This window comes from Candidatus Gastranaerophilales bacterium (assembly GCA_028696075.1).
Taxonomy (GTDB): domain Bacteria; phylum Cyanobacteriota; class Vampirovibrionia; order Gastranaerophilales; family JAILCC01; genus JAQVHS01.
The window spans coordinates 98876-124826 of the sequence record JAQVHS010000001.1 but is presented as its reverse complement, the minus strand read 5'-3'; the positions used below and the strand labels follow the sequence as shown (position 1 = coordinate 124826).

General features: G+C 37.7%; 26 protein-coding genes. 11 read left to right on the top strand and 15 right to left on the bottom strand.

Going from position 1 to position 25951, the window contains the following annotated elements:
• Positions 1-118 precede the first annotated feature (118 nt).
• From PHX18_00640 to PHX18_00610, 7 genes are all read right to left on the bottom strand, one after another.
• Complete coding sequence (locus PHX18_00640; protein ID MDD3593116.1) at positions 119-421, bottom strand: GIY-YIG nuclease family protein; 303 nt, start codon at positions 419-421, stop codon at positions 119-121.
• Positions 422-670: 249 nt separating this feature from the next.
• Entirely contained in the window at positions 671-973 is a 303-nt protein-coding gene (locus PHX18_00635) for a GIY-YIG nuclease family protein (GenBank protein ID MDD3593115.1), read from the bottom strand.
• 532 nt (positions 974-1505) lie between these two features.
• The gene (locus tag PHX18_00630) at positions 1506-2195 is read right to left on the bottom strand and encodes a hypothetical protein (protein MDD3593114.1); all 690 of its coding nucleotides are present in this window, start codon (positions 2193-2195) and stop codon (positions 1506-1508) included.
• Positions 2196-2250: 55 nt separating this feature from the next.
• Positions 2251-2916, bottom strand: a complete 666-nt coding sequence (locus tag PHX18_00625; protein ID MDD3593113.1) for a ribonuclease HII — start codon at positions 2914-2916, stop codon at positions 2251-2253.
• Positions 2897-3739, bottom strand: coding sequence for a ribosome biogenesis GTPase YlqF (ylqF, locus tag PHX18_00620; GenBank protein ID MDD3593112.1), 843 nt, complete (start codon positions 3737-3739; stop codon positions 2897-2899). Before ylqF ends, PHX18_00625 begins: the two co-directional genes overlap by 20 nt.
• 7 nt (positions 3740-3746) lie before the next feature.
• The gene (gene rplS, locus PHX18_00615; protein ID MDD3593111.1) at positions 3747-4100 is read right to left on the bottom strand and encodes a 50S ribosomal protein L19; all 354 of its coding nucleotides are present in this window, start codon (positions 4098-4100) and stop codon (positions 3747-3749) included.
• A 44-nt stretch (positions 4101-4144) separates the two neighbouring features.
• Positions 4145-4717: a hypothetical protein gene (locus PHX18_00610; GenBank protein MDD3593110.1), complete on the bottom strand. Its 573-nt coding sequence runs from the start codon at positions 4715-4717 to the stop codon at positions 4145-4147.
• Positions 4718-4910: 193 nt separating this feature from the next.
• Between PHX18_00610 and recA the strand changes: the two genes are divergently transcribed.
• Positions 4911-5936 carry a recombinase RecA gene (gene recA, locus PHX18_00605; GenBank protein ID MDD3593109.1) on the top strand — a complete coding sequence of 342 codons (1026 nt, stop codon included), beginning with the start codon at positions 4911-4913 and terminating at the stop codon, positions 5934-5936.
• 284 nt (positions 5937-6220) lie between these two features.
• Here the strand turns inward: recA and mutL are convergent, their stop codons facing one another.
• The 4 genes from mutL to PHX18_00585 are packed head-to-tail and all read right to left on the bottom strand — an operon-like array spanning position 6221 to position 11137.
• The gene (mutL, locus tag PHX18_00600) at positions 6221-8005 is read right to left on the bottom strand and encodes a DNA mismatch repair endonuclease MutL (GenBank protein ID MDD3593108.1); all 1785 of its coding nucleotides are present in this window, start codon (positions 8003-8005) and stop codon (positions 6221-6223) included.
• The gene (locus PHX18_00595) at positions 8005-8505 is read right to left on the bottom strand and encodes a 3-isopropylmalate dehydratase small subunit (GenBank protein ID MDD3593107.1); all 501 of its coding nucleotides are present in this window, start codon (positions 8503-8505) and stop codon (positions 8005-8007) included. The genes mutL and PHX18_00595 overlap by 1 nt, the downstream gene beginning before the upstream one ends.
• 11 nt (positions 8506-8516) lie before the next feature.
• A complete protein-coding gene (locus PHX18_00590) occupies positions 8517-9815 on the bottom strand; it encodes a 3-isopropylmalate dehydratase large subunit (GenBank protein MDD3593106.1) in 1299 nt (432 codons plus the stop codon).
• A gap of 8 nt (positions 9816-9823) precedes the next feature.
• The gene (locus tag PHX18_00585) at positions 9824-11137 is read right to left on the bottom strand and encodes a hypothetical protein (protein MDD3593105.1); all 1314 of its coding nucleotides are present in this window, start codon (positions 11135-11137) and stop codon (positions 9824-9826) included.
• 187 nt (positions 11138-11324) lie between these two features.
• Between PHX18_00585 and fliP the strand changes: the two genes are divergently transcribed.
• The 5 genes from fliP to flhA are packed head-to-tail and all read left to right on the top strand — an operon-like array spanning position 11325 to position 16375.
• Entirely contained in the window at positions 11325-12104 is a 780-nt protein-coding gene (gene fliP / locus PHX18_00580; protein ID MDD3593104.1) for a flagellar type III secretion system pore protein FliP, read from the top strand.
• A gap of 13 nt (positions 12105-12117) precedes the next feature.
• Positions 12118-12384, top strand: coding sequence for a flagellar biosynthesis protein FliQ (fliQ, locus tag PHX18_00575; GenBank protein ID MDD3593103.1), 267 nt, complete (start codon positions 12118-12120; stop codon positions 12382-12384).
• 14 nt (positions 12385-12398) lie between these two features.
• Complete coding sequence (gene fliR / locus PHX18_00570; protein MDD3593102.1) at positions 12399-13190, top strand: flagellar biosynthetic protein FliR; 792 nt, start codon at positions 12399-12401, stop codon at positions 13188-13190.
• An 8-nt stretch (positions 13191-13198) separates the two neighbouring features.
• On the top strand, positions 13199-14269 hold the full coding sequence (gene flhB, locus PHX18_00565; GenBank protein MDD3593101.1) for a flagellar biosynthesis protein FlhB: 1071 nt from the start codon (positions 13199-13201) through the stop codon (positions 14267-14269).
• A gap of 3 nt (positions 14270-14272) precedes the next feature.
• Positions 14273-16375 (top strand): flagellar biosynthesis protein FlhA, encoded by a 2103-nt coding sequence (gene flhA / locus PHX18_00560; GenBank protein ID MDD3593100.1) that lies wholly within the window; start codon positions 14273-14275, stop codon positions 16373-16375.
• A gap of 31 nt (positions 16376-16406) precedes the next feature.
• On the opposite strand, the gene PHX18_00555 is transcribed toward flhA, so the two are convergent.
• Positions 16407-17135 carry a hypothetical protein gene (locus tag PHX18_00555; GenBank protein MDD3593099.1) on the bottom strand — a complete coding sequence of 243 codons (729 nt, stop codon included), beginning with the start codon at positions 17133-17135 and terminating at the stop codon, positions 16407-16409.
• Positions 17136-17484: 349 nt separating this feature from the next.
• Here PHX18_00555 and PHX18_00550 point away from each other — a divergent pair, with 349 nt between their 5' ends.
• Positions 17485-18321, top strand: coding sequence for a hypothetical protein (locus tag PHX18_00550; protein MDD3593098.1), 837 nt, complete (start codon positions 17485-17487; stop codon positions 18319-18321).
• Between the two features lie 337 nt (positions 18322-18658).
• Here the strand turns inward: PHX18_00550 and wecB are convergent, their stop codons facing one another.
• The gene (wecB, locus tag PHX18_00545; protein MDD3593097.1) at positions 18659-19789 is read right to left on the bottom strand and encodes a UDP-N-acetylglucosamine 2-epimerase (non-hydrolyzing); all 1131 of its coding nucleotides are present in this window, start codon (positions 19787-19789) and stop codon (positions 18659-18661) included.
• A 131-nt stretch (positions 19790-19920) separates the two neighbouring features.
• Here wecB and PHX18_00540 point away from each other — a divergent pair, with 131 nt between their 5' ends.
• From PHX18_00540 to PHX18_00530, 3 genes are all read left to right on the top strand, one after another.
• Entirely contained in the window at positions 19921-20664 is a 744-nt protein-coding gene (locus tag PHX18_00540; GenBank protein ID MDD3593096.1) for a hypothetical protein, read from the top strand.
• A gap of 253 nt (positions 20665-20917) precedes the next feature.
• Positions 20918-21904: a thiamine-phosphate kinase gene (gene thiL / locus PHX18_00535; protein ID MDD3593095.1), complete on the top strand. Its 987-nt coding sequence runs from the start codon at positions 20918-20920 to the stop codon at positions 21902-21904.
• Between the two features lie 52 nt (positions 21905-21956).
• The gene (locus PHX18_00530) at positions 21957-22745 is read left to right on the top strand and encodes a transporter substrate-binding domain-containing protein (protein MDD3593094.1); all 789 of its coding nucleotides are present in this window, start codon (positions 21957-21959) and stop codon (positions 22743-22745) included.
• Between the two features lie 2 nt (positions 22746-22747).
• Here PHX18_00530 and PHX18_00525 read toward each other — a convergent pair whose 3' ends face one another.
• Complete coding sequence (locus tag PHX18_00525; GenBank protein ID MDD3593093.1) at positions 22748-23149, bottom strand: hypothetical protein; 402 nt, start codon at positions 23147-23149, stop codon at positions 22748-22750.
• A gap of 84 nt (positions 23150-23233) precedes the next feature.
• Between PHX18_00525 and PHX18_00520 the strand changes: the two genes are divergently transcribed.
• Positions 23234-24247 (top strand): PfkB family carbohydrate kinase, encoded by a 1014-nt coding sequence (locus PHX18_00520; protein ID MDD3593092.1) that lies wholly within the window; start codon positions 23234-23236, stop codon positions 24245-24247.
• Positions 24248-24256: 9 nt separating this feature from the next.
• Here the strand turns inward: PHX18_00520 and PHX18_00515 are convergent, their stop codons facing one another.
• Positions 24257-25951, bottom strand: a complete 1695-nt coding sequence (locus tag PHX18_00515; GenBank protein ID MDD3593091.1) for a hypothetical protein — start codon at positions 25949-25951, stop codon at positions 24257-24259.

Below are 25951 nucleotides of genomic sequence, written 5' to 3'. Positions count from 1 at the left end.
AGACAATTCTAAGTCGTTGCTAGGAGCTTCAGCGACGTGGCAATCCAGATTGCTTCGCTACGCTCGCAAAGACAACTTGATGTCATTGCGAAAAAATACAAAGTATTTTTGTGGCAATCTAGTTAATAATTTTATAGTACAAATCGTCCCAGTTGGGGTTTAATGCTTCAATCAAGTCTAATTTTTTCTTTCTTGAGCCTGCCTTGATTTGTTTTTCTCGTTGTATAGCTTGGGTTATATCGTCAAATATTTCATAATAGCCCAGTTTATCAACATTATATTTCTTAGTAAAACCATCAACCAATTTATTCTTATGTTCATAAATTCTTTTAGTTAAATCTGAGGTCACACCTGTGTAAAGAGTCCCGTTCTTTTTGCTGAATAGGATATATATGTAACCTTTTTTGGATTGCTTCGTCATTTTGTTCCTCGCAATGACAATAAAAATGCCTTTGGCACACCCAATGGCATCCACATACTAATCTAGCATATTTTTGCAAGGAAAACTATTGTGGATTGCTTCACTGCGTTCGCAATGACGGTGATGGCGTAAGACAATTCTAAGTCGTTGCTAGGAGCTTCAGCGACGTGGCAATCCAGATTGCTTCGCTACGCTCGCAAAGACAACTTGATGTCATTGCGAAAAAATACAAAGTATTTTTGTGGCAATCTAGTTAATAATTTTATAGTACAAATCGTCCCAGTTGGGGTTTAATGCTTCAATCAAGTCTAATTTTTTCTTTCTTGAGCCTGCCTTGATTTGTTTTTCTCGTTGTATAGCTTGGGTTATATCGTCAAATATTTCATAATAGCCCAGTTTATCAACATTATATTTCTTAGTAAAACCATCAACCAATTTATTCTTATGTTCATAAATTCTTTTAGTTAAATCTGAGGTCACACCTGTGTAAAGAGTCCCGTTCTTTTTGCTGAATAGGATATATATGTAACCTTTTTTGGATTGCTTCGTCATTTTGTTCCTCGCAATGACAATAAAAGTGCCTTTGGCACACATCACATACTAATCTAGCATATTTTTGCAAGGAAAACTATTGTGGATTGCTTCACTGCGTTCGCAATGACGGTGGATGGCGTAAGACAATTCTAAGTCGTTGTTAGGAGCTTCAGCGACGTGACAATCTGTCAATATATACCGGATTGCTTCACTGCGTTCGCAATGACGGTGGATGGCGTAAGACAATTCTAAGTCGTTGCTAGGAGCTTCAGCGACGTGGCAATCCAGATTGCTTCGTCATTTTGTTCCTCGCAATGACAATAAAAATGCCTTTGGCACACCCAATGGCATCCACATACTAATCTAGCATATTTTTGCAAGGAAAACTATTGTGGATTGCTTCGCTACGCTCGCAATGACGGTGGATGGCGTAAGACAATTCTAAGTCGTTGCTAGGAGCTTCAGCGACGCGGCAATCCAGATTGCTTCGCTACGCTCGCAATGACAATAATTCAAAATGCAATAACAGTTTGTTAAATAAAATAATTTCTTAAATCTTTATGTTTTCGCCGTTGAGGGCGCTTGTGAGTTTTTCTTTTGCGCCGATATGTTCACGGACAAATTCTTGTACAAATTCCACAGCTTCTTTATCTCGTTCGATAACGTCTTTTAGAGAAAGGATTTCGTTTATTGAAAGAGATGAAAAATTCGGGTTTGGTTCGTTTATTACATGCCTGAAAATGCATAGCGCATCGGTTTCATAACCGGGAAGTTGATTTTGGTACGCCATCCAGTGGTGGAAGTGGTGTGCTAAAAGATAAAGACTTACATCTTTTTTTATACTGATAAACATATCGGGCGCGATAAAAGAAAAAGAAGGTTTTTCTTTATTTGATAATTCTACCGCAAAGTTTAATATAAATGCGCCAAAGCCTTTGTGGGAAGGGATAAAACCTTCCTCGTATTTTAAAAGCTTAAGAACAGGCGCTATATGCGCTGCAAGTACTATTTTTGTGCCTTTTGCTTCCATAAATTTCAAAATAAGATTGGGCTTATTCATATATTTTTTCAAAATATTTCTGGTAAGCTCGGTTATTTTTTTTGCTTTATCTTCGCTTGAAGTTGAAATTGTCAAAGATTCATGCCCGCTAAAAAATAATTTCTTGGACTTATGTTTATTTGAAATTATGTCTTTATCCTGCGAATCTTTATGAAAAAATGACTTTAAATTAAAATTCATGACTTTCCCTTGGTCTGATATATATAAATAAAAACAAATGACGGGCTGAAATTGATTAATTGAAAAGGGTTAATTGTCCGGTTATTTTCCTGAGAAAGAGCTTTCTGTGCAGTTTTGTAGCGCCGTATTTTTTTATTGCTTCAATATGTTCTTTTGTCCCGTAACCTTTATTTTTATGCCAATTATATTCAGGGTAGTTTTCGGATAGTTTTATCATTGTTTCATCGCGGTATACTTTTGCCAGAATACTTGCCGCTGCTATACTTGCAGAAATACCGTCGCCTTTTACTACCGATTTTTGTTTTATATTAAAGTTTGGGATGGTAAAGTTCCCGTCGACAAAGATTTCACAATCTTTTGAATTTATTTGGACCAGAACATTTTGGCAGGCATTTTTCATTGCTTTTAGCGCTGCTTGAAGAATATTAATTTTATCAATCTCTTCAACTGAAATTTCTTCTATTGAATATATGGTATGCTTTTTGATTTTTTCTGCTAATTCTTTTCTTATTTTGTGGCTTTTGACCTGTTTGGAGTCGTTAAGCGCAAAAAGCTCTTCTAAAAGCGCCTGATTGATTTTCGTAAATATTACCGCTGCCGCTACAACGCTTCCAGCCAAGGGTCCTCTGCCAGCTTCGTCTGTTCCTATAAGAAACTTGCGGGTTTTGTTTGTTTTGTCATATTCAAAAAGTTTGTTTGAACTATTGGTTGAGAGTATCAAGGGTTATTCTCCCTATTCTTCCATGCCTGAAATCTGATAATATCAGGCTTGCACAACGGTTAATATCTGTTTCTCCGCCCAAAAGCAATAAATTTCTTGAGCGGGCTATGTTTTCAAGTGTAATCGGGGTTTCAGACGGCAGTTTGTAATGCGCTGCCGTTAAATTCGGGTATTTTTCCTGCAAAAGTTCCGTGAGTTTTTTGGCTGCTTCCACATTATCATAAGAAGATTCGCTTATAGAATTTACCATAGCGAGTTTATAGGCTGCATCCTGATTTTCAAGTTTCATGGGGATTATGCCGGGAGTATCTAAAAGTTCTATCCGCGGATTAATTCTCACCCATTGCTGCTGGCGGGTTATCCCTGCTTTTGCTCCTGTTTTTACTTTCTTTTTGCCGATTAGCTTGTTAATAATGCTTGATTTTCCGACATTTGGCATGCCTATAATCATCGCTCTTATAGCACGCGGCAATAACCCTTTGGCTGTTAAAGCAGCTATTTTGTCTTTGCCGAGTTCAATTGCGGCACTTATGATATTGGATAAGTCTTTATTGGAGTTTGCGCTTGTGAGCAATACTTTTATATTGGCATTATTTTGCAGAAAGTCTTGCCACTTTCTGCTTTGCTCCATATCAGCCAAATCTGACTTGTTAAGTACAATAAGGCGAGGCTTAGCTCCTATTAACTTCTCAACATCAAGGTATTTGCTGCTTAACGGTATTCTGGCATCTATAATTTCTATCACAACATCTACCAAAGAAAGCTTGCTTTTTAACTCTCGTTCGGCTTTTGCTATATGCCCGGGATACCAGTTTATAGTCATCGGTTAATTACTTTTTAGTAATTTTTTCTTTGATACGTGTAGCTTTGCCGGTTCTTTCTCTCAAGTAGTATAGTTTTGCTCTTCTTACTATACCTTTTCTAAGAACCTTAATGCTGTCGATTCTTGGTGAATGGATAGGAAACACTCTCTCTACGCCTATTCCCTGAAATACTTTTCTTACCGTAATCATTTTTCTTGAGCCTGAGCCTGATTTCTTAATGATTACTCCTTCAAACGCCTGTAATCTTTCTTTGTTGCCTTCGATAATCCTTACCATTACTTTTACGGTGTCGCCCGGCTCAAGTTCAGGTAAGTCTGTTTTAATAAGTTCTTTTTCGATATCTTTAATTATTTCGTTCATGATGTGCCCTTTTAATCAATTATTATTATTATGATTATGATATTTTAAACAAGAAATTTTTTCAAGCCGGGTGTTGGAGTTGTTTTTTTGCGTTGAGTATTAACATAATTACGCATTGCTGTTGTATATTCGCTAGGAAACGGAGCTTCTTCTTTATTTTTGATGGCTTTAGACAAGGTAATCGCAATTTCTTCGGTCAGTGATTTGGCATGCCTGAAGTCTTTGCTTCTGCCATTGATTATCAAATTAAAGTCAACGTACGGTAAGCCTGCTTTTATCAGCGCATCTTGGTACAACTTCTTTTCTTCCGTTGAATTTGTTTCCTTTATAGCTTTTTGCATAGCTCTTACAAAAGCCAGTGTTTCAACCTGGTTACTATCCGCATTGGGATATTTTGCCGTAATATCAGCAGTGTCAAGTACAACGCCTGCAAGCTTTTTCGATGGTAATCCCGTAAGTTGAGCTAATTGTTCCAATGATTTTTTTGCACTTATTTCTACTGAATCTTGCACTAACGGACCGAGCTTAGGGGCTTCAACGTTGGAGTTTTTAAATAAAACCCCCTTTGAAATTGACCTAATACCCTCTGCCATTGTTTTGATTGAAAAAATTTTCATGTAACCGCCTTTTTCAAATATGTTAAAAACACTATATTAAAAATCTACTATCTATGGTTAGTAGCCCTTGCATATTATATTAAACAGCAGAAAAAATTTTTTTGCCAGTAAAATTTATATTTCTTAATTATTTATATGTAAAGGCTGTTTTTACGGTATAATGGTAAAACACAATACATATTGGAGAGTGAATATGACAGCGACAGTTAAAGAACAAAGAGAAACAGTTATTGATAAAGAAAAATTGGCGGCGCTTGAAACCGCTATATCAAAAATTGAGAAAGATTTTGGCAAAGGCTCTATTATGAAACTTGGCGATAAAGCATCAGCCATGGTTGAATCTATTCCGACAGGGGCATTGTCTTTAGATATAGCGCTTGGGATAGGCGGAGTTCCGCGCGGAAGAATTATTGAAGTTTACGGTCCTGAAAGCAGCGGTAAGACGACTTTAGCCCAGCATATAGTTGCCGAAGTTCAAAAACAAGGCGGGATTGCTGCATTTATCGATGCCGAGCATGCGCTTGACCCTGAATATGCCAAAAAACTCGGGGTAAATATTGACCAGTTATTGATAAGCCAGCCCGATGCGGGCGAGCAGGCGCTTGAAATAGCTGAAGAGCTTGTTCGTTCAGGCGCTATTGATGTTATTGTTGTCGACTCTGTTGCGGCGCTTGTTCCTAAAGCCGAAATTGAAGGTGAAATGGGCGATTCTCATATGGGGCTGCAGGCTCGTTTAATGAGTCAGGCTTTAAGAAAATTAACAGGTATTTTAAGCAAAACTAAAACCACTATAATTTTTATCAATCAGTTAAGACAAAAAATAGGGGTGGTGTACGGTAATCCTGAAACCACAACAGGCGGTAATGCTTTGAAATTCTATGCCAGCGTCAGAATGGAGATAAGAAAGATTGAAACTCTTAAAAAAGACGGCTCCGAATTCGGTAACCGTGTAAAAGTTAAGGTTGTAAAAAATAAAGTTGCGCCTCCGTTCAGAATCGGTGAATTTGATATAATTTACGGAGAAGGTATTTCTAAAACAGGTTGTATTTTAGATGTTGCGGTGGATATGGATATTGTTAAAAAAGCAGGCGCCTGGTTTAGCTATCACGATGAAAAAATCGGACAAGGCAGGGATAAAGCCAAAGAATTTTTAGAGCAAAACCCCGCAATACTTCAGGAAGTTGAAGCTCAAGTCAGAGAAAGACTCAGTAATAAATAGTACAAATCTGCGATGTCCGCGCAAGAGACCCGTCCTTGACGACCGCTCCGGGGATCCTCCCGGACTCGGCCGAGAACGGTTCGCGATGACCGCGTTCTTGCCCCTCCCGACCCGACCGAGAACGGTTTGCGATGACCGTGTTCTTGCCCCCTCCCGACCCCGATCGAGAACGGTTTGCGATGACCGTGTTCTTGCCCCCTCCCGACCCGTACGCCACGACCGAAGCTGTTATATTGTGAAGTACGCAGCAGTGCAGGATGGATTTAGCATGTCAATTTTAATGCTTAAGTAACCTGCCTGCCAAAAAATTTTGCAAGGTCTTTTTCAGGAATAATATGAGAAATAACCCTTCCATGCGGGCAGGTTTGCGGATTTTGTGTTGTGCGGTATTTTTTTATTAAATCCTGCATTTCCCAAAGCGACAGTTTCTGGCCCGCTTTTATTGCAGCCTTGCAAGAGGTCATAATAAGCATCTTGTCTTCAAGTTTATCAAAGTTTGTATGCAAACACTCAACAACAGCGCCGACAACATTATCAGGGTTGTTTTGTGCCGTTACGGCAGGCAGTTGCTTTATGCTGACGGTATTTTCGTCGATTTCAAACTTATATCCGAACTTCTCCAACACCTGTGCATTTTCTTCAATAAGGGCGATTTCAGAAGGTTCAAGAACAATTTTATTGGAAGTGAAAAATAGCTGCGAAGGCACGCTGCCGTTATTTTTTAGGCTCTCTTTAAGATTTTCATAAATATATCTTTCATGGGCTATATGCTGGTCAATAATTTCAAGTCCGGCTTCGTTTTCAATTAAAATATAAGTATTTCTGAACTGACCTATAATATCAGGCGTTTCAACGTCAACGGTTTTAATCGAAGGTTCTAAAAATTTTGTCTGCAGAAATTTTTCTTGAGAAACAGGTCTAAAAGAAGGCTCAGAAGCAAAAGAAGAAACAGAGGCGGCTCTGAAAGAAGAGAAGTCGGTTTTTCCTGAAGGGTGGTGCTGGATTTCCGAAAATTTGTCAGAAGGTTCTTCCAATTGAGCCTTGCGTTCAAAAGAAACTTCTAAATCCTGATTGTTTGGTGCAAAATTATTGAGCGCATTTTTTATGGAGAAGTAAACAAAGTTATACACCATATTAGTGTTTGTATAGCGAACTTCTTTTTTGGACGGGTGAACATTCACATCCACTTCATCAGGTTTCAAATTTAAAGAAACCGCCACAAAAGGGAATTTTCCAACGGGTATTAAATCCTTGTACACGTTATCGACAGCTTTTAATACTACAGGGCATTTTACACTTCTGCCGTTTACAAAGAAGTACATCGCTTTTCTGTTGGAACGGGAAAACACAGGGGTGCTTATAATCCCTTGCAAGGACATATTTGCCGAGTTGTCAGTATTTTCTACCGTCATCAAATCTTTCACCAAAGACGGAGAATACACCTCGCTTATCGCTACTTCAATATTACTGCTTCCCGTGGTTTTTAAAAGTACGGCATTAGAGCTTGTCAGCTCAAAAGAGATTTCAGGATGGGAAATGGCAATAGTCTGCATAATTTCCTGAATGTGTGCCAATTCTGTTTTAGGGTTTTTTAAGAATTTCAGCCTTACCGGGGTGTTGTAAAAAAGCTCGTTAACCTCCATGGTTGTGCCGACAGAGCAGCCGACTGAAGAGATTTTAACTTCTGATTCTTTGCATTGAGCCTTGCTGCCGTTTTCATCTTCCGCGGTTTTGGTTATACAGGTAACTTTGGCTATGGATATCATACTGGCAAGGGCTTCTCCTCTGAAACCCAGAGAATTTATATTCCATAAATCTTCCTGTGAAGAAATTTTACTTGTTGCATGGCGTGTAAAAGTAAGCTCCAAATCATCTTTGCCAATGCCGCTGCCGTTATCCGCAACTCTGATATCTCTTGAGTCGGAAGAAATATTTACTGAAATTTTGGAGGCGCCTGCATCTATGGAATTTTCAACTAATTCTTTAACAACAGAGGCGGGTCTTTCAATAACTTCTCCTGCTGCAATTTGACTTATTAAATTTTTATCGAGCCGCTTAATTTTTGCCATTATACCAGTTGAAAATCTCCGTGTTTTTTAATATGTTCAATAAGTCCGCCTTCATTCAATAATTTCACCATAACATCAGGTAACGGAGAAAATTGAATAACGGTATTTTGGGTCATATTTTTTATAACCCCTTCTTTTACATCAACTTCAAGCTCATCTCCCGAGTCAATTTTATCAGTGTTACATTCGATAAGCAAAAGCCCTATATTTATAGCATTACGATAAAATATGCGAGCAAAAGACTTTGCAATAACAGCGCTAACCCCTGCAATTTTAATAATCTGAGGAGCGTGTTCTCTTGATGAGCCTAAGCCAAAGTTATTACCGCCTACGACAAAATCACCTTTTGCCATATTAGAGGCAAAATCAGGGTCGGCATCTTCCAAAACATGTTTAGCAAATTCAGGAAGGTTAGAGCGCAAGTGAAACAACCTGCCGGGGGCAATATGGTCTGTACTGATATTATCGCCGAATTTCCAGGATTTACCTTTTAAAATCATAATATTGCTCCTTAAATATACTTTTCATGAGGGTAAATACGCAAAGTTTCACTGCCGTACAGAACCTCTCTGGGGTCTGATATTCTGCCCATAATAGCACTGTACATAGCGGTTGCAGGCGAAGCCAGATAAATATCCGCTGCGGTATTGCCCATTCTTCCCTGAAAATTTCTGTTTTGGGTAGAAAGACAAACCTCACCGTCTCCGAGTATTCCGGCATGAACTCCTACACAAGCTCCGCATCCTGCGGTAACTATAGCCGCTCCCGCCTCAACAAAGGCGCTTAACAGACCTTCTTCGATTAATTTCAACATAACATCCCTTGAAGCAGGGGTTATCAAACATCTGACATCAGGATGAATTTTATGTCCGTGCAAAATCCTTGCCGCTATTCTGAAATCCTCTATACGACCGTTCGTACAGGTGCCTATTAAGACCTGATTAACTTTTACATCTTTAAGCGCGGCAGCAGGTTTGGTGTTATCAACCGTATGAGGACAAGAAACCATAGGCTCGATTTTAGAAACGTCTATATTAATAACTCTTTCATAAACAGCGTCTTCATCGGCAGTTATATTAACATAATTTTGAAAACAGCCTCTTTTCCTCATATACCCTGCTGTTACCCCGTCTGTTTCAAAAAGCCCCGCTTTTGCACCTGCTTCAACTGCCATGTTGGCAAGAGTAAATCTGTCAGACATATTCATTTTTTTTATAGTCGGACCATGAAACTCAAGCGCCTTATAAGTAGCGCCGTCCGCTCCGATTAAACCTATTAAATAAAGAATTAAATCTTTAGCATTAACGCCCAGTTGGAAATCACCTTCAACAAAAATTTTGAAAGTATGGGGAACCTTGAGCCATGTTTTGCCTAATGCCATAGCAACAGCAATATCGGTAGAACCCATGCCTGTAGCAAAAGCACCTAATGCACCTGAAGTACAGGTATGAGAATCGGCTCCGACCAGAATTTCACCCGGGTAAACAAAACTTTCTATCAGACGTTGATGACAAACGCCTTCCCCAACGTCAGAGAGAACAGCGCCGTATTCTTTGGCAAACTCTCTTAAAACCATATGAGAGTTTGAAAGTTCTTTTCTCGGGCTTGGCGCTGCGTGGTCTATAAACAAAATAGTTTTTTGCGGGTTGGCAAGCCTGTCTTTGCCCAGTTTTTTAAATTCCTGCACGGTTAAAGGTCCTGTTCCGTCCTGAACCATGCATACATCAACATCCGCAATAACAAGCTCACCTGCTTTAACAGGCTTATGCGCATGCGCACTTAATATTTTTTCAGCAATAGTTTGTCCCATATTTGCACCTACACGATTGTACCTGAAGTAATTATATCCGATTGTTCTACTCTGTCTTTCAAAGCCCCGACAGGTAAATAATAAGGAGTCGAAGTCATTATCTTTGCCGCTACGCTCGGATAATAATAGATAAATTTAAGCTCGCTTGCTGTCAAAGGTTTTTGCGTATGAACATTTGCACATCTGACAAGTTCAAGAATGTTTCTGGCTTCATCTTCGTCTTTAAATTCAAGTTCAAGTTTTTCATAAACATTTCTAAACCCTTTAATTCCGCCATATTCGCCCGTGGTAATCATTCTTCCCGTTTCAATAATTTCAGGTTCTCCTCTGCCTAATTCTTCATAGTCGTATAATTCATAATTGCGTCTGTCTTTCAAAGCACCATCGGCATGAATACCTGATTCATGAGCAAAAGCATTATCACCTACGGCAGGCTGGTTAATAGGGATAGGAATATTAAAGGCATAAGCGGCGTACTTGGCTAATTTCCAAGCTTTACTCAAGTCTATGTTAGGGTCGAGCCTGTATTCACTGTTAGAAAAGCCGCTTGATTTTAAAATGGCAAGCAGGCACGAAACTAAATCGGCATTCCCTGCACGTTCTCCCATGCCGTTCACTGCCGTATTGATGTAAGCATTCACGCCTGCATCGATAGCAGCCTTTGCCCCCATAACAGAGTTGGCGGTTGCCATACCTAAATCGTTATGATAATGGAGTTCCATATCCATTTGAGTTTCTTTGGCAATCTCGAAAATTCTTTTATAAGTGTTATAAGGGTCATCGTATCCTAAAGTGTCGCAATATCTGAAACGCTTAGCGCCGTGTTCTTTAGCTGCTTTTGCAAAAGCAATAAGATCAGAGATTTCGGTTCTTGAAGCATCTTCGGCGTTAACCCCTACATCAACAGCGCCAAGAGTTTTAGCTGTGTCAACGGCTTCTGTCATTAAATTGATAATATCCCCAAAATTTTTCTTACCGGAAAATTTACCGTTTATCATTTGTTCGGAGGTAGAGGCGGACAAATTAACATATTTCAGCCGGGGTACAATCTGAAAGGAGTTGACGACATCTTCTCTGATACTGCGCATCCAGCCGCTCAAACGTGTTTTAACAATGGCTCCTCTGTCTACTAATTCCAAATTGCCGTTAAGATAGTTTTGTTCATGTTTTGTAGTAGGGAAACCAAACTCTGATTGAGTAACACCCATATCATCAAGCATAATATTAATAATAGTTTTCTGTAGTTTAGCAAGTCCCAGTCTTGAAGTCTGAACTCCGTCGCGGTTAGTTACATCTACAATATATATACGTTTATCAGTCATTATTTGCCTCATAATAAATTCGCTTAAGTTTCATTCTAACACAAAAAATGCCGTTCTTATGTAACAAAATATTGCTAAAAAATAAGCTAATTCGCCAAATTACAATATATAGAATATTATTATTAAATAGGTTTTTTAACCGATGAAATAAGACTAACCATAATAAATAATGAATAAGGGGTGGAGTATGTTTGGAGAAAACAGAGTATTTTCGCTAAAATATTTACTCGGTGGTATATCAGGTATACTGTTGAGCTTTTTGATGTGTCTGCCGTCATTGGCAGAAATAGCGCTGCCTACAATAAACGTAGGTATGCAGCCGGCTAACTCCCCCAGGGAGTTTTCCCAGGGGATACAAATTTTAATAATGCTTACGGTTTTAACGCTGGCGCCGAGTATCTTGATTATGACAACTTCTTTTACAAGAATAGTTATAGTGTTGTCTTTGACAAGACAGGCAATAGGAACTTCTTCGCTGCCGCCGACGCAGGTTATCATAAGTTTAGCGCTTATTTTGACATTTTTTATAATGGCGCCGACATTTAATAAAATTAATGAAACAGCCTTCCAGCCATATTTAAACAACAAAATCACACAGGAAGAAGCTTTATCAAGAAGTATGGGGCCGATGAGAGATTTTATGTTTAAATATGCGGAGGAAAAAGAGCTTGCGCTGTTTGTTAAAATGTCCAAAATCGAAAAACCTAAAAACAAGGATGATATCCCTACTTACGTGCTGTTGCCGTCGTTTATAATAAGCGAATTAAAAACAGCCTTCAAAATCGGGTTTATGATATTCATTCCTTTCCTTGTTATTGACATTGTAGTATCAAGTATTTTAGTAGCAATGGGTATGTTATTCTTACCTCCGGCAATTATTGCAACTCCGTTTAAAATCATTCTTTTTGTATTAATTGACGGCTGGTATCTGGTTACCAAATCGCTGCTTGAAGGCTTTATGATGTAGGGGGGCAGAGAAAATGACACAAATTGAATTTATCACAATAATACAAAATACCCTCCTTTTAGTCTTGCAGCTTGTTGCACCTGTTTTAATAGTAAGTGTTGTAGTGGGTCTTGCTATAAGTATCTTCCAGTCCGTAACCCAAATACAGGAAGCAACTTTAACATTTGTACCGAAAATTTTTGCGGCAATTTTAACGCTAATTTTGTTAATGCCTTGGATGTTGGAAGTGTTCTTGAATTATACAAATGAATTATTTGCACGAATTTCAGGGATAAATTAAAGGTAAAACAGCTTATGATGACCGACCTTTTATTAATGCTATCACCGACAAATATAGTCATTTTTGTTCTTGTAATGACGCGGTTATCAGGAATGTTTGTCAGTGCGCCGTTTTTTTCAACATTGCCTATTCCGACTCAAACTAAAGCTGTTTTGGTTTTAAGCATAGCTTTTATGATGTATCCCTTTGTAGCGGCACATACAGGGGTCTTAACAACGGGGCTGCTTGATATTCCGTCTCTTGTTATACTAATGTTAAAGGAGTTTGTCGTAGGGGCTACTATCGGGTTTTGTGCGGGGCTTATTTTTTCGGGCATACAGCTTGCGGGTCAGCTACTGAGTATTCAGATGGGGCTTGCGATAAGCGAAATATTAGACCCCGTCACTCAACAAAACGTACCTATTTTAGGGCAGTTCTATCTGTTTATAGCAAGTTTAACTTTTATATTCATAAACGGACATATATGGCTGTTTGAAAGTATTTATAAAAGCTATAATGTTATCCCCGTGAATTATAACTTTATTTTTTCAGGGCAGCTTGTAGAGACCATAATATATTTTGTAAGTCAAATCTTCCAAATAGCATTCAGCATAATTATGCCAATTTATGCGATTTTAATAATCACAGCGACTGTTTTGGGCTTTATGTCCAAAGCAATGCCGCAAATGAACGTATTTATGGTAGCGCTGCCATTGAAAATCTATATAGGAATAGCATTAATGATAGCGTTTGCAATTCCTACCTCAACTTATATAGCAAGTCTAATGCAAACTTTGCTGCAAAACATAAGTACAATGTTTAGTTAAGGAACAAAATGTCAGAAGAAAGAACGGAGAAAGCCACCCCGAAACGGCAGGGAAAAGCAAGAGAAGATGGTCAGGTAGCCAAAAGCCAGGACTTTAATTCTGCACTTGTTTTAACCTGCGGCATAGCGTTGTTTTATATGTTTGCTCCGGGAATGTTTGAAAAGCTGCAATTTGCATTGAAAGAAATACTAAGCAACCTGCGCCCATATAATATAAACCCCGATAATATTATGGGGATTTTGGCGCCTTATGCCACTTTGATGGCTGATATATTAATGCCGTTTATGATATTTTTATTTATCACAACTTTATTTGTGGTGGGAATACAGTTAGGGGGATTGTTTGCGCCAAAAGCAATAAGACCAAAATTTGAAAAGTTTTCACCGATGAAATTATGGAAGAGTTTTGTTGAAACTTTTAACATATTTAAGCCTAAAAAAGCAGTAGAATTAGCAAAATCACTTATTAAACTCGCCGTAATCGGTGCATTTGCATGGAGTGTTGTCGCCGGAAGGAAAGATGAGCTTCTTTTACTGTTAGGTGCGGACGTTGAAACTTTTTTGCTGAAACTTGCGGATATACTGGCGGATATTATTATTAATATTTGTATAGCAATGATTATAATAGGCGTCATTGATAAAATTTACCAAAAATATGAATTTGATAAATCTCTTAAGATGACAAAACAGGAAGTAAAAGATGAGCGCAAAAATGCCGAAGGTGACCCGAAAATCAAAAGCAAAGTGCGTTCTATACAAATGCAAATGGCGCAATCAAGAATGATGAGTGCGGTACCAAGCGCTGATGTTGTGGTTACAAACCCTACTCATTATGCCGTAGCCTTAAGGTACAATACCTCAATTGCCCCTGCGCCGCAGGTAATAGCCAAAGGGACGGATTTAATAGCCTTCAAAATCAGAGATATAGCACAATATAACAATATACCGGTAATAGAAAATCCACCACTTGCACGAACTTTACACAAATTGGTGCCTGTAGATGGTATAATACCAGCAGAATTGTATGCTGCGGTAGCCGAGATTTTGGCATTTGTATACAAGAAAAAACAGCAAGGGTAGAGTATGCTAAGTATCAATAATTTAGCAAAGATATTAAAAAATAACGATATAGCACTGGCGATAGGTCTTGTAACCGTAGTTGCCATGATGATTTTACCCTTACCGGCTTTTATTCTGGATATTTTGATTACCGTAAACATATCATTATCTGTAATAATTCTGTTAGTTTGTCTTTATACAAGAGAACCGTTGGAATATTCGTCTTTTCCGACTATTTTGCTTGTATCGACATTATTCAGGCTCGGTTTAAACGTAAGTTCAACCAGATTAATTCTGCTGCATGGTCATGCGGGCGAAGTAATCCACTCTTTCGGCGAGTTTGTTGTAGGCGGCAATTACGTTGTAGGTACAATTATTTTCGCAATTCTTGTAATTATTAACTTTATGGTAATCACGGGCGGTGCAACCAGAGTAGCGGAAGTAGCGGCAAGGTTTACGTTAGACAGTATGCCGGGTAAGCAGTTAAGTATCGATGCTGACTTAAATTCAGGTTTGATAACAGAAGACGAGGCGAAAGCAAAAAGAAGAAAAATTGAACGTGAATCGGATTTTTACGGTACTATGGACGGCGCCAGCAAATTCGTAAAAGGCGATGCGATGGCAGCTATAGTTATAACTATTATAAATATCGTAGGCGGCTTTATAATAGGGATATGGCAGATGAAAATGGACTTTCTGACTGCAGCTTCAACGTTTACCATATTAACGGTCGGAGAAGGTTTGGTGGCACAATTACCGGCGCTGTTAATTTCAACGGCAACAGGTCTAATAGTCAGTCGTGCAAGCGGTCAGGATAAATCCTTAAGCGAAGATATCAATAAAGAAATGTTTTCTGACCCAAAAGTGTTGGGAGTAGTATCAGGTCTAATGCTTACGCTTGGTGTAATTCCCGGCTTGCCGAACATACCGTTTTTGACCATAGGCGGATTATTGGGCGCTCTTGCTTACACTATTTATTCTGAAATGCAAAACAAAGAAAAAGAGCAGGAAAAAGAAAAAACAGATGAACAGTTGGCGCAAAGAGTATCCAAAAAGAAAAAACGTGCTTCAAGAGAAGAAGTCATGGAGCTTTTAACCGTAGAAGCAATGGAAATAGAAATAGGCTACAGATTAGTTCCGTTGCTTGATTTAGAGCAAGGCGGGGATTTGCTTGAGCGTATTGCACAGATAAGAAAACAAACCGCGCTTGATTATGGTGTAGTATTGCCGTCGATAAGGGTCAGGGACAATTTGCAACTTGCCCCAAATTCGTATCAAATCAAGCTTAAGGGTATCCCTGTCGAGAAAGGAACAGTGTATTCGGACAGATTTTTAGCAATGAATGCCAATAACGATGCAGACAAATACGGCATTAAAGGCATAGCGGATAAAGAGCCGGCTTTTGGGCTTCCTGCCATTTGGATAGCTGAAAGTGATAAAGAATATACAGAAGGTTTAGGTTTCACGGTAGTAAGCCCTTCAGCCGTGGTAACAACCCACTTGAGCGAAGTTATTAAACGCAATATTTCTGATATTTTAACCAGAGAAGATGTAAAATCTCTTGTTGAAAACGTTAAAAAAGTATCGGAAAGTCTTGTGGAAGATTTACTTAAAGAAATGAATTATGCGGAAATACAAATTATTCTGCAAAATCTTCTCAAAGAAAGGGTATCGATAAGAGATTTGCACACTATTTTAGAATGTTTGAGTACTTTTGCCAGAATTAATAAAAACTCTGATTTTTTGACGGAACAATGCAGACTGGCTCTTTCCAGAAGCATTTGTAAACAGAATCTGGCAGATACCGGCGAACTTTTGGCAATCACGTTATCTCCTGATATAGAAGGCGCTATAATGAACGGGATAAGCTCGGACGGTCAAAATTTAACACTGGACCCCGTTTTTACCACAAACCTTATAGACGGATTAAATACGGAAATAGAGCGTGCAATAACAAACACAGGCAGCCAGCCTGTGATATTATGCAGCGCGCCTATAAGGCTTCCATTTAGAAGGCTTGTAGAAAGAACTTTCCCGCAAATTTCCGTAATGTCATACAACGAGATTTCCAGCACAACAACAGCGAAGTCTGTCGGAATAATAAAGATTGAACAAAAAGTCAAATAAATCCGCCAACTATCAGGCGGATTTATTTATTTTAAGCTTTTACCGTTGCCTTATCTTCAATAGGCTTTCTATGTGCTATTTTATCTTTAATCTTAACTGCTAAAGCGACGCCAAGGGCACTGGCAAGAGCCAGTCCAAGATAAGTTAAATAAGCAAGTTTATTATTTTTTGAAACCTTAGCCAATAATTCAGGACTTAAAATACTTTTAGCTAATTTTTGACCTTTAATGGAAGCCAAACCTTCTTCAACCAGCACAGGTAAAAAAGCCGCAAAAGTTAATTTACCCGCATGATTTTTTATGAAGGTAGTTGTTTTATCCCAAATTCCTTGAGGTTGTTCTCCTTCAGCTTTTTTTGTTTTCAAAAGAGAAAGTAAAGCGATGGGTAGAACCAACATCGTTAAAGGTCTCATTTTTTGTAATATTTTTCCAACCGTACTAAAATTAGCATTCATAGCATGACCTATTTCATGAAAATATGCCAAAGAAAATTTCCCACCCGTGGGGATAACTATTTTATTACCTTTTGGTGCAAAAAAGGCATTTTTACCAACTTCAAGCATATTTAAAGGACCTCTTATTAAAAGTTCCTTTAGCCTATAGGGTAAAATTTTAGGGGCATTAATTCTTAATAAATCAGCTACCTGCTTGGCACTATCTCTTGTATATTCAATAAAAGAAACGCCCTTAGCTGCTAAACCTGATTTGTCCAATAAGGTTTTTACTCCATCGCTAAGCAAAGTCAGCTCATCTTTTGACAAGTTCTCATTTAACTTGACAAGCTTCTTTGCTATTGCCATGTTTATGGTTCGATTAGGAATATTCACAGCCAAACCTGCTGCCAAATTTCCCGCCAAAAAACCACCTGTAGAAAGCAAAAATCCCGGTGATTTATACTTTTGTTCATTGTTATTAACTGCTACCATACGAACCTACCTAATTTTCCATTACAAGAAGTATAAAAACATAAAATTTTTTTTATTGCCAATATACCAAGTTAAAAAAACTATTTGTAAACTAATTGTAACAAACAATTTACTATACATAGTGGATTAAAACCCAAACATATAATAGGATAATAATATTATTACAGGGAACTAAGGATAAAATATGAAAAAGTTTTTAACATTAATACTTTTAACGGTAATAACTGTTTTTGCAGCCAATAATGCATTTGCCGCGGCAACAAAGAACATAGCTGTTTTTTCGCTTGATATGCCGGCCGGCGGTTCAAGCTACTCTCTTTATCCCGCATCTGTAAATATGTTCAGCTCGGACCTTGTTAATTCCTTAAATGCAAAACAGGGGCTAAAAGCTATGGATATTTATACTTCCAGACAAATTTTAAAATTAAACAATCTTGAAAGCAAATATCAAAAAATGGCAAGTGAGTACAAGAATAATTACGTTATTGATTATAAAATTTTAGACGAAATTGCAAGTTCGCTTGATGTAGATTATGTAGTTCTCGTAAATGGGGGGTTTGATACACAAAGTTCTTTTTTAAAACCTAATATAGTACACAAACTGCAATGGATATGGGCGCCAATGGCAACGCCTTCGGCAAAATTTGAATTAATGACAACGGTTGTGGATGTGCAAAACAGAAGTTATATTTACGAAAAAAGCCTTGGTAAAGACTTTAATATAAATACATTCCAACAGCCGGCACAAGAATTCGGTGAAAATATAGTTCCTGTTGCACAAATAAAAAAATATACCCGACCTACGGCTCAAAAAATAGCGTCGGAAATTTATTTGAAAATTGCGCCGCAAGTACCTGATGTAGATGTACAAACGCAAGTGCATGCCCGGGAATTACCCCTGAGTCAAGAACAAACTTTTGAGTCAGAAATTCCCATGAACAATCAAAATCAGGTCGAAATCCAGCCTTCTACAATCAATGATGCCAGAAAAGAAAACTACAAAAAGTGGATTTTACGATAAACGTCAGCAAGAGGGCTAAGCAACCGGGAAGCGTTGCCAGAGAACATTTTTATTGTTATTCGGCTGTTTAATTTAATTTGCCAAACCGTATTTGCGGGGGGGCGGATTTGTTTCAGCGGTGCAAAAAACCGACGTTTTGAGAGTCGGCGGGTTTACCACATCAGCGCAAAAAAAAACCGACGTTTTGAGAGTCGGCTAAGTCTACCACATATTAGAGAGAGGAATTAGAGAGAGAGAATTTGTTTACATTAGTATAGTTCCACATGTTTCGCTTTTTTAAACATGTTGACCTGTTTTCGCTTAATAAAACTTAACCTGGCAGGGGAAATAGTTGATATTACTTAATAATCAATTCGTCTTTGAATTTATAAATTGCATCGGCTATCCTTTCGGAAGCCAAACCGTCGCCGTAAGGATTCACTGCCGCAGACATGTTTTGATATGCCTGCTCATCATCCAAAAGCATGCTGATTGTATTAACAATTTTTTGTTTATCAGTACCGACAAGTTTTACCGTTCCAAACGCTAATGCTTCAGGACGTTCTGTTTCATCACGTAGAACCAGAACAGGCTTGCCTAAAGAGGGCGCTTCTTCCTGAATACCGCCGGAATCTGTTAATATAATATGAGCTTTTTTCATTAAACTTGAAAACGGAGCATATTCGAGCGGGTCAATTAACTTTATACGAGGATTATTATCCAGTTTTTCAAATACGGTTTTTCTGACATTAGGGTTTAAATGCACCGGATAAACCACCTGGATGTCATCATACTTGTTAATAAGTTCTAAGATAGCATCACAAATATTTTCTAACGGTCTTCCAAGGTTTTCTCTGCGATGTGAAGTCATTAAGATAATTTTTAGATTTTCATCAAGCCCTAAATACGATAAATCCGTTTCATGATGTTTTACGGTGTGTAAAAGAGCATCAATTACGGTATTCCCTGTCAGAAATATCCTTTCTTTATCGGTAATACCGCTGTTAATGAGATTTTCGACGGATTTTTCGGTAGGGGCATAAAAATAAGTACAAACACTGTCTGCTACAACCCTATTGATTTCTTCGGGAAACGGATAGTATTTATTAAAAGTTCTTAAACCGGCTTCGACGTGGGCAACCGGAATTTTGGCATAAAAAGCGCTAAGCGCTGCAGCCATAGTAGTGGTGGTATCGCCATGAACCAAAACAATATGCGGTTCGGCTTTTTCAAAAATTTCCTTCATGCCAAGCAGCATGCCTGCAGTCAACGTCCACAAATCCTGATTATGCTTCATAATATTCAGATCATAGTCAGGGGTAATTTTAAACAAATCCAAAACCTGGTCCAGCATTTGTCTGTGTTGTGCGGTAGTACACACGATAGAAACGAATTTATCGGGATGTTTTTCCAGTTCCATAACAACAGGAGCCATTTTAATGGCTTCAGGTCTGGTGCCGAAAACAGTTAAAACACGAATTTTATCCAAGGTAATCCTCTCGGGGCTGTTAATTATAAATAATAGCATAAAACTGTTTAACGGTGTTCATTAAAAAATAGCTTGAAATCATGTTAAATTTATTGTTATAATGATGTCCGTACATTAACGAGGGTAAAATCATGGGAAACGAAGACCAAAATATCCAAGAAAGTTCAACTGTTGAAGAAAAAAAAGTTATAAATAAAAAATTAATAATAGCGGTTATATCAGTTGTCGTAGTAGCAGCGCTTGCTGTAGGCGGTTATTTTGGATATCAGGCTTATAAAGAATACACCTACAAACAACAGTTTGTAGTTAAGTTAAGAACTTTTTATGAAGAATTTTCGGCAAGATTGAACTCTTATTTGGCTGCAAAAGGCTGCCCCAAAAACTTAACTTGTGAAAAAATTGTCAAAGAAGGTTTTTATGATTCTTTTGCAAAAGAAAATTTAGGGGCGATGAAAATTTGCGGAGTGAAAAAAGGCGGTAACTGCATGCCTGACAGATATAAAATTTTGCGTGGCGGACTATGGGCAAATATGAATGAATGGGATGGTTTTAAGTTCCTTTCATCAAACGGTGCAAGCGTAATAATGAAGAACAACGGCACTTGCAGAAACTATAGCGTAGAGAACAAAGCGCCTTTAAATTGTGTTTTAGGTTATATATTCGTTGATGTAAACGGACCTGTTGACCCTAATATTTACGGACGTGATTTATTCTATTTTTATCTTACAAAATCGGGTGAGATAGTTCCTATGGGTGTAAAAGATGATAAAGTAGGCTACTGGAAAACTTCAAAAGGCAAATGTGACCCTAAAGACGGAAACGGCGAACAGTGTGCTGCCAGAATTATTGAACAAAATTGGAAGATGAATTATTAATCATTTTCGGAAATAAAACTAATTTATATAAAAAGCATAGATGAAATTCTATGCTTTTTTGTGTTTATATGTTTAAAATTTTTCCAATGCGGGTATATAATAAATAGCAGAGACAGCATTGATTAACAAGTTTTTCTTTATTTAAAGAAGGGGCTCGAAACGAGTGGAAGGTTAGTTCAATACTGTCTTTTGCTGTGTTTATACTCATATTAATTTCTTGTGCAAAAACTTTATATTGTTTATCATATAAGCTATGAAAGAATTAGATTTAATAGAACTGATAAAAAACAGCATTGACAGCACAAACAGTATTGGCGATGATTGTGCCTATATAGAAGACCTCAGGCTGCTTCTTACAACTGATATGCTTGTAGAAGACGTTCATTTCAGATTATCTTCAACTACACCTTTTGATTTAGGTTACAAATCTATGGCGGTAAATTTAAGTGATATAGCTGCCGCAGGAGGAATTGCAAAGTTTGCGCTTATCTCGTTAAGTCTTCCAAAATATATAGATGAAGCTTTTGTAGAAGAATTTTATGACGGGTTAAAGGAAATATCAACAAGGTATGGGGTATCAATAGTTGGCGGTGATGTCGCGGGCGGTGAGAAACTTGTTGTTAATATAACGCTTTTAGGCTCTCCTGACGGAATTATTCCCGCGAAAAGGAGTACTGCCGGAGAAGAGCAAATTGTAATCGCAACGGGATTTTTTGGTTCAAGCGCAGCCGGGTTATGGATTTTAGAAAATCCTGATACTATTGCGCAGCAAAAAGAACTGCCTGAGTTTATTTTTGACAAATTCAAGCGAATTCATAACCGCCCCGAACCGCAGATGGGATTTGGCAGAATTATAGCCCAAAATTCACAGCCTTTGCCTTGTATGATGGATACAAGCGACGGGCTTGCTGATGCGCTTTTTAAAATTTCGCAGGCAAGCCGGGTTGATATTGAAATAGATATGGAGTTCGTACCGATTGATGCAGACTTAAAAATTATATCAGATATGGCAAATGTTGATATAAATAAATGGATTTTGTTCGCAGGAGAAGACTATCAGCTTGTTGCCTGTGTGAATGAGAAAACAGCGGAAAAACTTGCGCAAAAAAATATTCCTATACGTAAAATAGGTAAAACAGGCAAAAAAACAAACAGTCCGACTGTAATTGTAAAACAGGGGGATAAAAATTTTATTATAGATAAAAATGCAGTGGAAACAGGCTGTTTTAGTCATTTTTGAAAACTTTTGACTACGATTTTATAAGCTGTTATAATCGGCACAGAGAGAATTAATGAAAAAATTTTTAACCGCAATATTTTTAATATTTCTGATGATAACAACAAGTGCCTGTAATAAAAAAGAACAGGTACAAACTGACCTGTTAACTCAAATAGCCGCCAATGAAAAATTTAAAATCGGAATCAGCTATGATTCAAAACCTTTCAGTTATATAAATGACGGTAAGTTACAAGGTTTTGACGTTGATTTATCAAGAGAAATAGCCAAAAGAGTTTTTAACAACCCTGATATTGTTGATTTTAAAGAAGTAACGCCGTCAAACCGTATTTTGATGTTAAATTCTAAAAAAATTGATGCGATAATTTCCACAATGTCGATAACGAACGAAAGATTAAGAATAATCGACTTTACATCACCTTATTTTATAGCGGGACAGGCGATTTTAGTTCACAAAGACGCGCAGGTGCGTTCCGGAAAAGATTTAAACGGAAAACCAATCGGGATTGTCTTGGGTACAACCGCAGAAAAGAATATCCGTTTTGTCGCCACAAATGCCAAAATAAAAGGCTATAAGCATTATAAGGATGCCTTTTCAGACTTGAAAAAGGATAAAATCAAGGCATTAAGCACTGATGATTCCATTTTATACGGCATTATCCTTGACGACCCTGATTATAAAATACTGCCCGACAGGTACACAACCGACTATTATGCAGTAGCTTTAAGAAAAAACAGTAACACGGCAGCCTTAAACAAAGCCGTTTCGCAAGCAATCAAATCTATGGAACAGGACGGCACTTTGCAATATCTAAGTAAAAAATGGCATGTAGATAAGAGATAAAATTACAAGCCTGTTCTCTTTTGTTTTTTGCTATGGTAGGAATTATCATATAAAGTTTGAAAATTGTTTTGCATTTCTTTGTAATTTTTAGAAGTAACATTCAACGCTTTATTAATTGCCAGAAAAATAAACGGCACAACAAACAGCATTACAAAAATAGTGATTAAAATCTTAATGGCCATTCCTTTAATGAACCGGGTTTGCCGTTTCTCATTTTCTTGTTCTCTATAGGTTTCTAAAATATCATTAATAATGCTATTGCGTTCATCCACACTCATATCGTCAATCAGGGAAACAAATTTATTATTTATTTTAACGACGTATTTTTTGTAACCCTGCTCTTCAATATGGTGTAATTCTTTATCTAATGTACTTTGTTCGAGATTTTCGTCAGAAAATTCCATGATTTCCTCAAATTACTTTTTATGCCATAATAATTTTACTACATATTTTTATTCTCGTAATCGATTTATTAAAGGATATTTACAGTGAAGATTGATAAAAAAAGAATATCAGAAGTTATTGAAAATTTAATTACCCCAAGAGTTTTAGTAATAGGCGATCTTGCGCTGGATGAAATGGTTTACGGTCAAACAGCAAGAATATCAAGAGAAGCTCCTGTTTTAATCCTGAAACATTCTGAAACAAAAATTATACTGGGCGCCGGTTCAAATGCAGCACATAATATCTCGGCTTTAAACGACGGAAAAGTAAGCACAATCGGTATTTATGGCAGGGATTATCATGCGCCTGTTTTGCTTAATACACTAAAAAAAGCCAACATAGATACTTCTTTAATGGTAGAAGATATAAACAGACCTACAACAACCAAAACGAGGATATCAGGGTTCTCGGTTCAATCTGTAAGGCAGCAAATAGTAAGAATAGACAGGGAAATGAATACACCTGTCAGCAAAGAAACGGAAGACAAAATTATAGCAAATATAGAGGTATCTGTTCCCGATTTTGATGCGGTTGTGCTGTCAGACTACGATATAGGCGTCATGACGCCAAGAATTATTGAATGTGCAATTAATACAGCGAAAAAACACAATAAAATTATCACGGTAGATACACAAAAAGACTTAAACCGGTTTAAAGGTGTAACATGCTTAACCCCAAACCAGCCTGATGCGGAAAAAGCCACGGGATATCTTATCAATTCCTATGATAAAGCAATAGAAGCAGGACAAGACCTTATCGATATTACAGAAGCCAAGATGATGCTTTTAACAAGGGGTGATGAAGGCATGATAGTATTTGACGGGAAAGATACGTTCCATTCGGTAAGCGCTTTTAACAAAACTGACGTATTTGACGTAACAGGAGCGGGGGATACAGTAATAGCAGCATTTACGCTTGCTTTGGCTGCAGGCGCCAGCGCTTATGAAGCTGCAATTGTGGGTAATCTTGCGGCAAGTCTGGTTATCCGTTATTTTGGCTGCGCTACAACAAGCCGGCAGGAATTAATTAAAAGTTTAAATGAATTAAATGTAGAATAATAAGCGATATCAGGCATTAAGAGGCTTAGTTTGGTCTAAACCGGGACTTGCCGGTTGTTTACCCTTCAATGATGCCACATATTTGTTATTTGTAAAATTACCTATTTTATTAAGCGCAATAGTGGTCAAGAAACCTAAGAATAAGGCGCCGGGACCTGACGCTACCTGTCTTAAATTACACAAGAAAGCCACAACCAAGCCTCCGAGGAAAGGGATACCCGTCTTTAAGTTTGCGGCGATTTTTTCTTCCTTGGTTTTTTTCCAGTTAAGCAGGAAGTATAATATGGTTCCTATACCTGCAACCTGTGTAAAGACGTCTGTTACAAGTGAATTAAGTGAAAAATCCAACAGCTTGCCGTAAGATTTTTCGGTTTCAAAACTTACAGCATTGTTAAGCGCTTTTTGGAATTTATCACGTTGGGTTAAAAGCCGGGTATACAGTTGAGGGTTTTTATCTTTTAAGAAAGTACAATAAGCAACCATATCTTCAACAGTACCTTTTTTATCGGCTTTTATAATACCGGATAACTCTTGCAGTTTTTTAACATAATTATCGCTGCCGGGTTTTTTTGAAATAGTTTCAATAAGCGATTGTACTTCATTCCCGATTTGGGACTTAACTAATTGCCTGTCTGTTACAAAGAAACTCTTAGGATCTTTAAACTGCGCTAAAAGTTCTTTAATTTTGCTGTACTGGGCTCTATGCCCTTTATCGTACAATAAATTACTGTAGAAAATATCATCGAGCTTCGTAGAAACTTCTCTGTGGAAATCAATAACGCTGTTGGAAAGCTTGGCTTTGTCTGCCATAAGCCCTCTAAACAAATCATCTTTATACGGTTTCATTGTTTTATAAGGTATAAATTCGCCGAAATCATCAACTTTGTGCATTAGTTTAGTCTTCCAGTTATCTCCCGGAAGTTTTTTAATTTCCGCTAAAAATTCTTTCATAGAATTGTTATTCAAGACTGTTACGGTTTTATCAAATCTGTCTGAAAATCCGTTGATAAGTTTTCCTAAATCATCGCCGCTTGTTGCCGCTAACCCTCTTATATGAGCCGCAGCTGCCTTGGCTGCTTCTTGGGAAGGGAAAAATTGGCTATGATTTTTTTCAATTATAGAACAAACTTCATTTAAAGTTTGGTTTAGTTTTTGGAATTGTGCCTGAGGCGCTTTATATTTTGAAAGAGTTAAATTTTTACCGCTTGCGGTGAGTTTTCTGGTCATCCAGTCAAACCCTTCCTTTAATTTGAGGGGTTTCAAATATTTTGATTCCAGCGCTTTACCCGCATAATAATCTTTTAAAGTGTTAAAATTAGCAAGTCCCTGAAGTTTTTTCAGACCTTTTGCCATCCAAACGGAAATACGGGCTTTTGCACTATCTAAGAAATTAGCGGCTTTATCATTTATTCCGATATTATGAGCGGTTTCTGTAAACTTATTGGCGGTTTTTTTAATAAACTCGCTAAGATTTATCAATTTGCCGCCGCGAAACAGTAAAAAACCTGTTGTTGCCAAAAAACCCAGAGAAGCTGTTGTAATAAGAAAAGCATGCTTTTTCTCAAAGGAATCCGCTTTGCCGGGATGTACAAATACAGGAGGCGGAACAGTAGGCAGAGCAGCTGAAACAGAAGGTTTTTCCGGCAAAAAATCCTTAAAGGTTTTATTCAATTCTGCCCTGTTGGGAGGTTGATTTACCTGCAT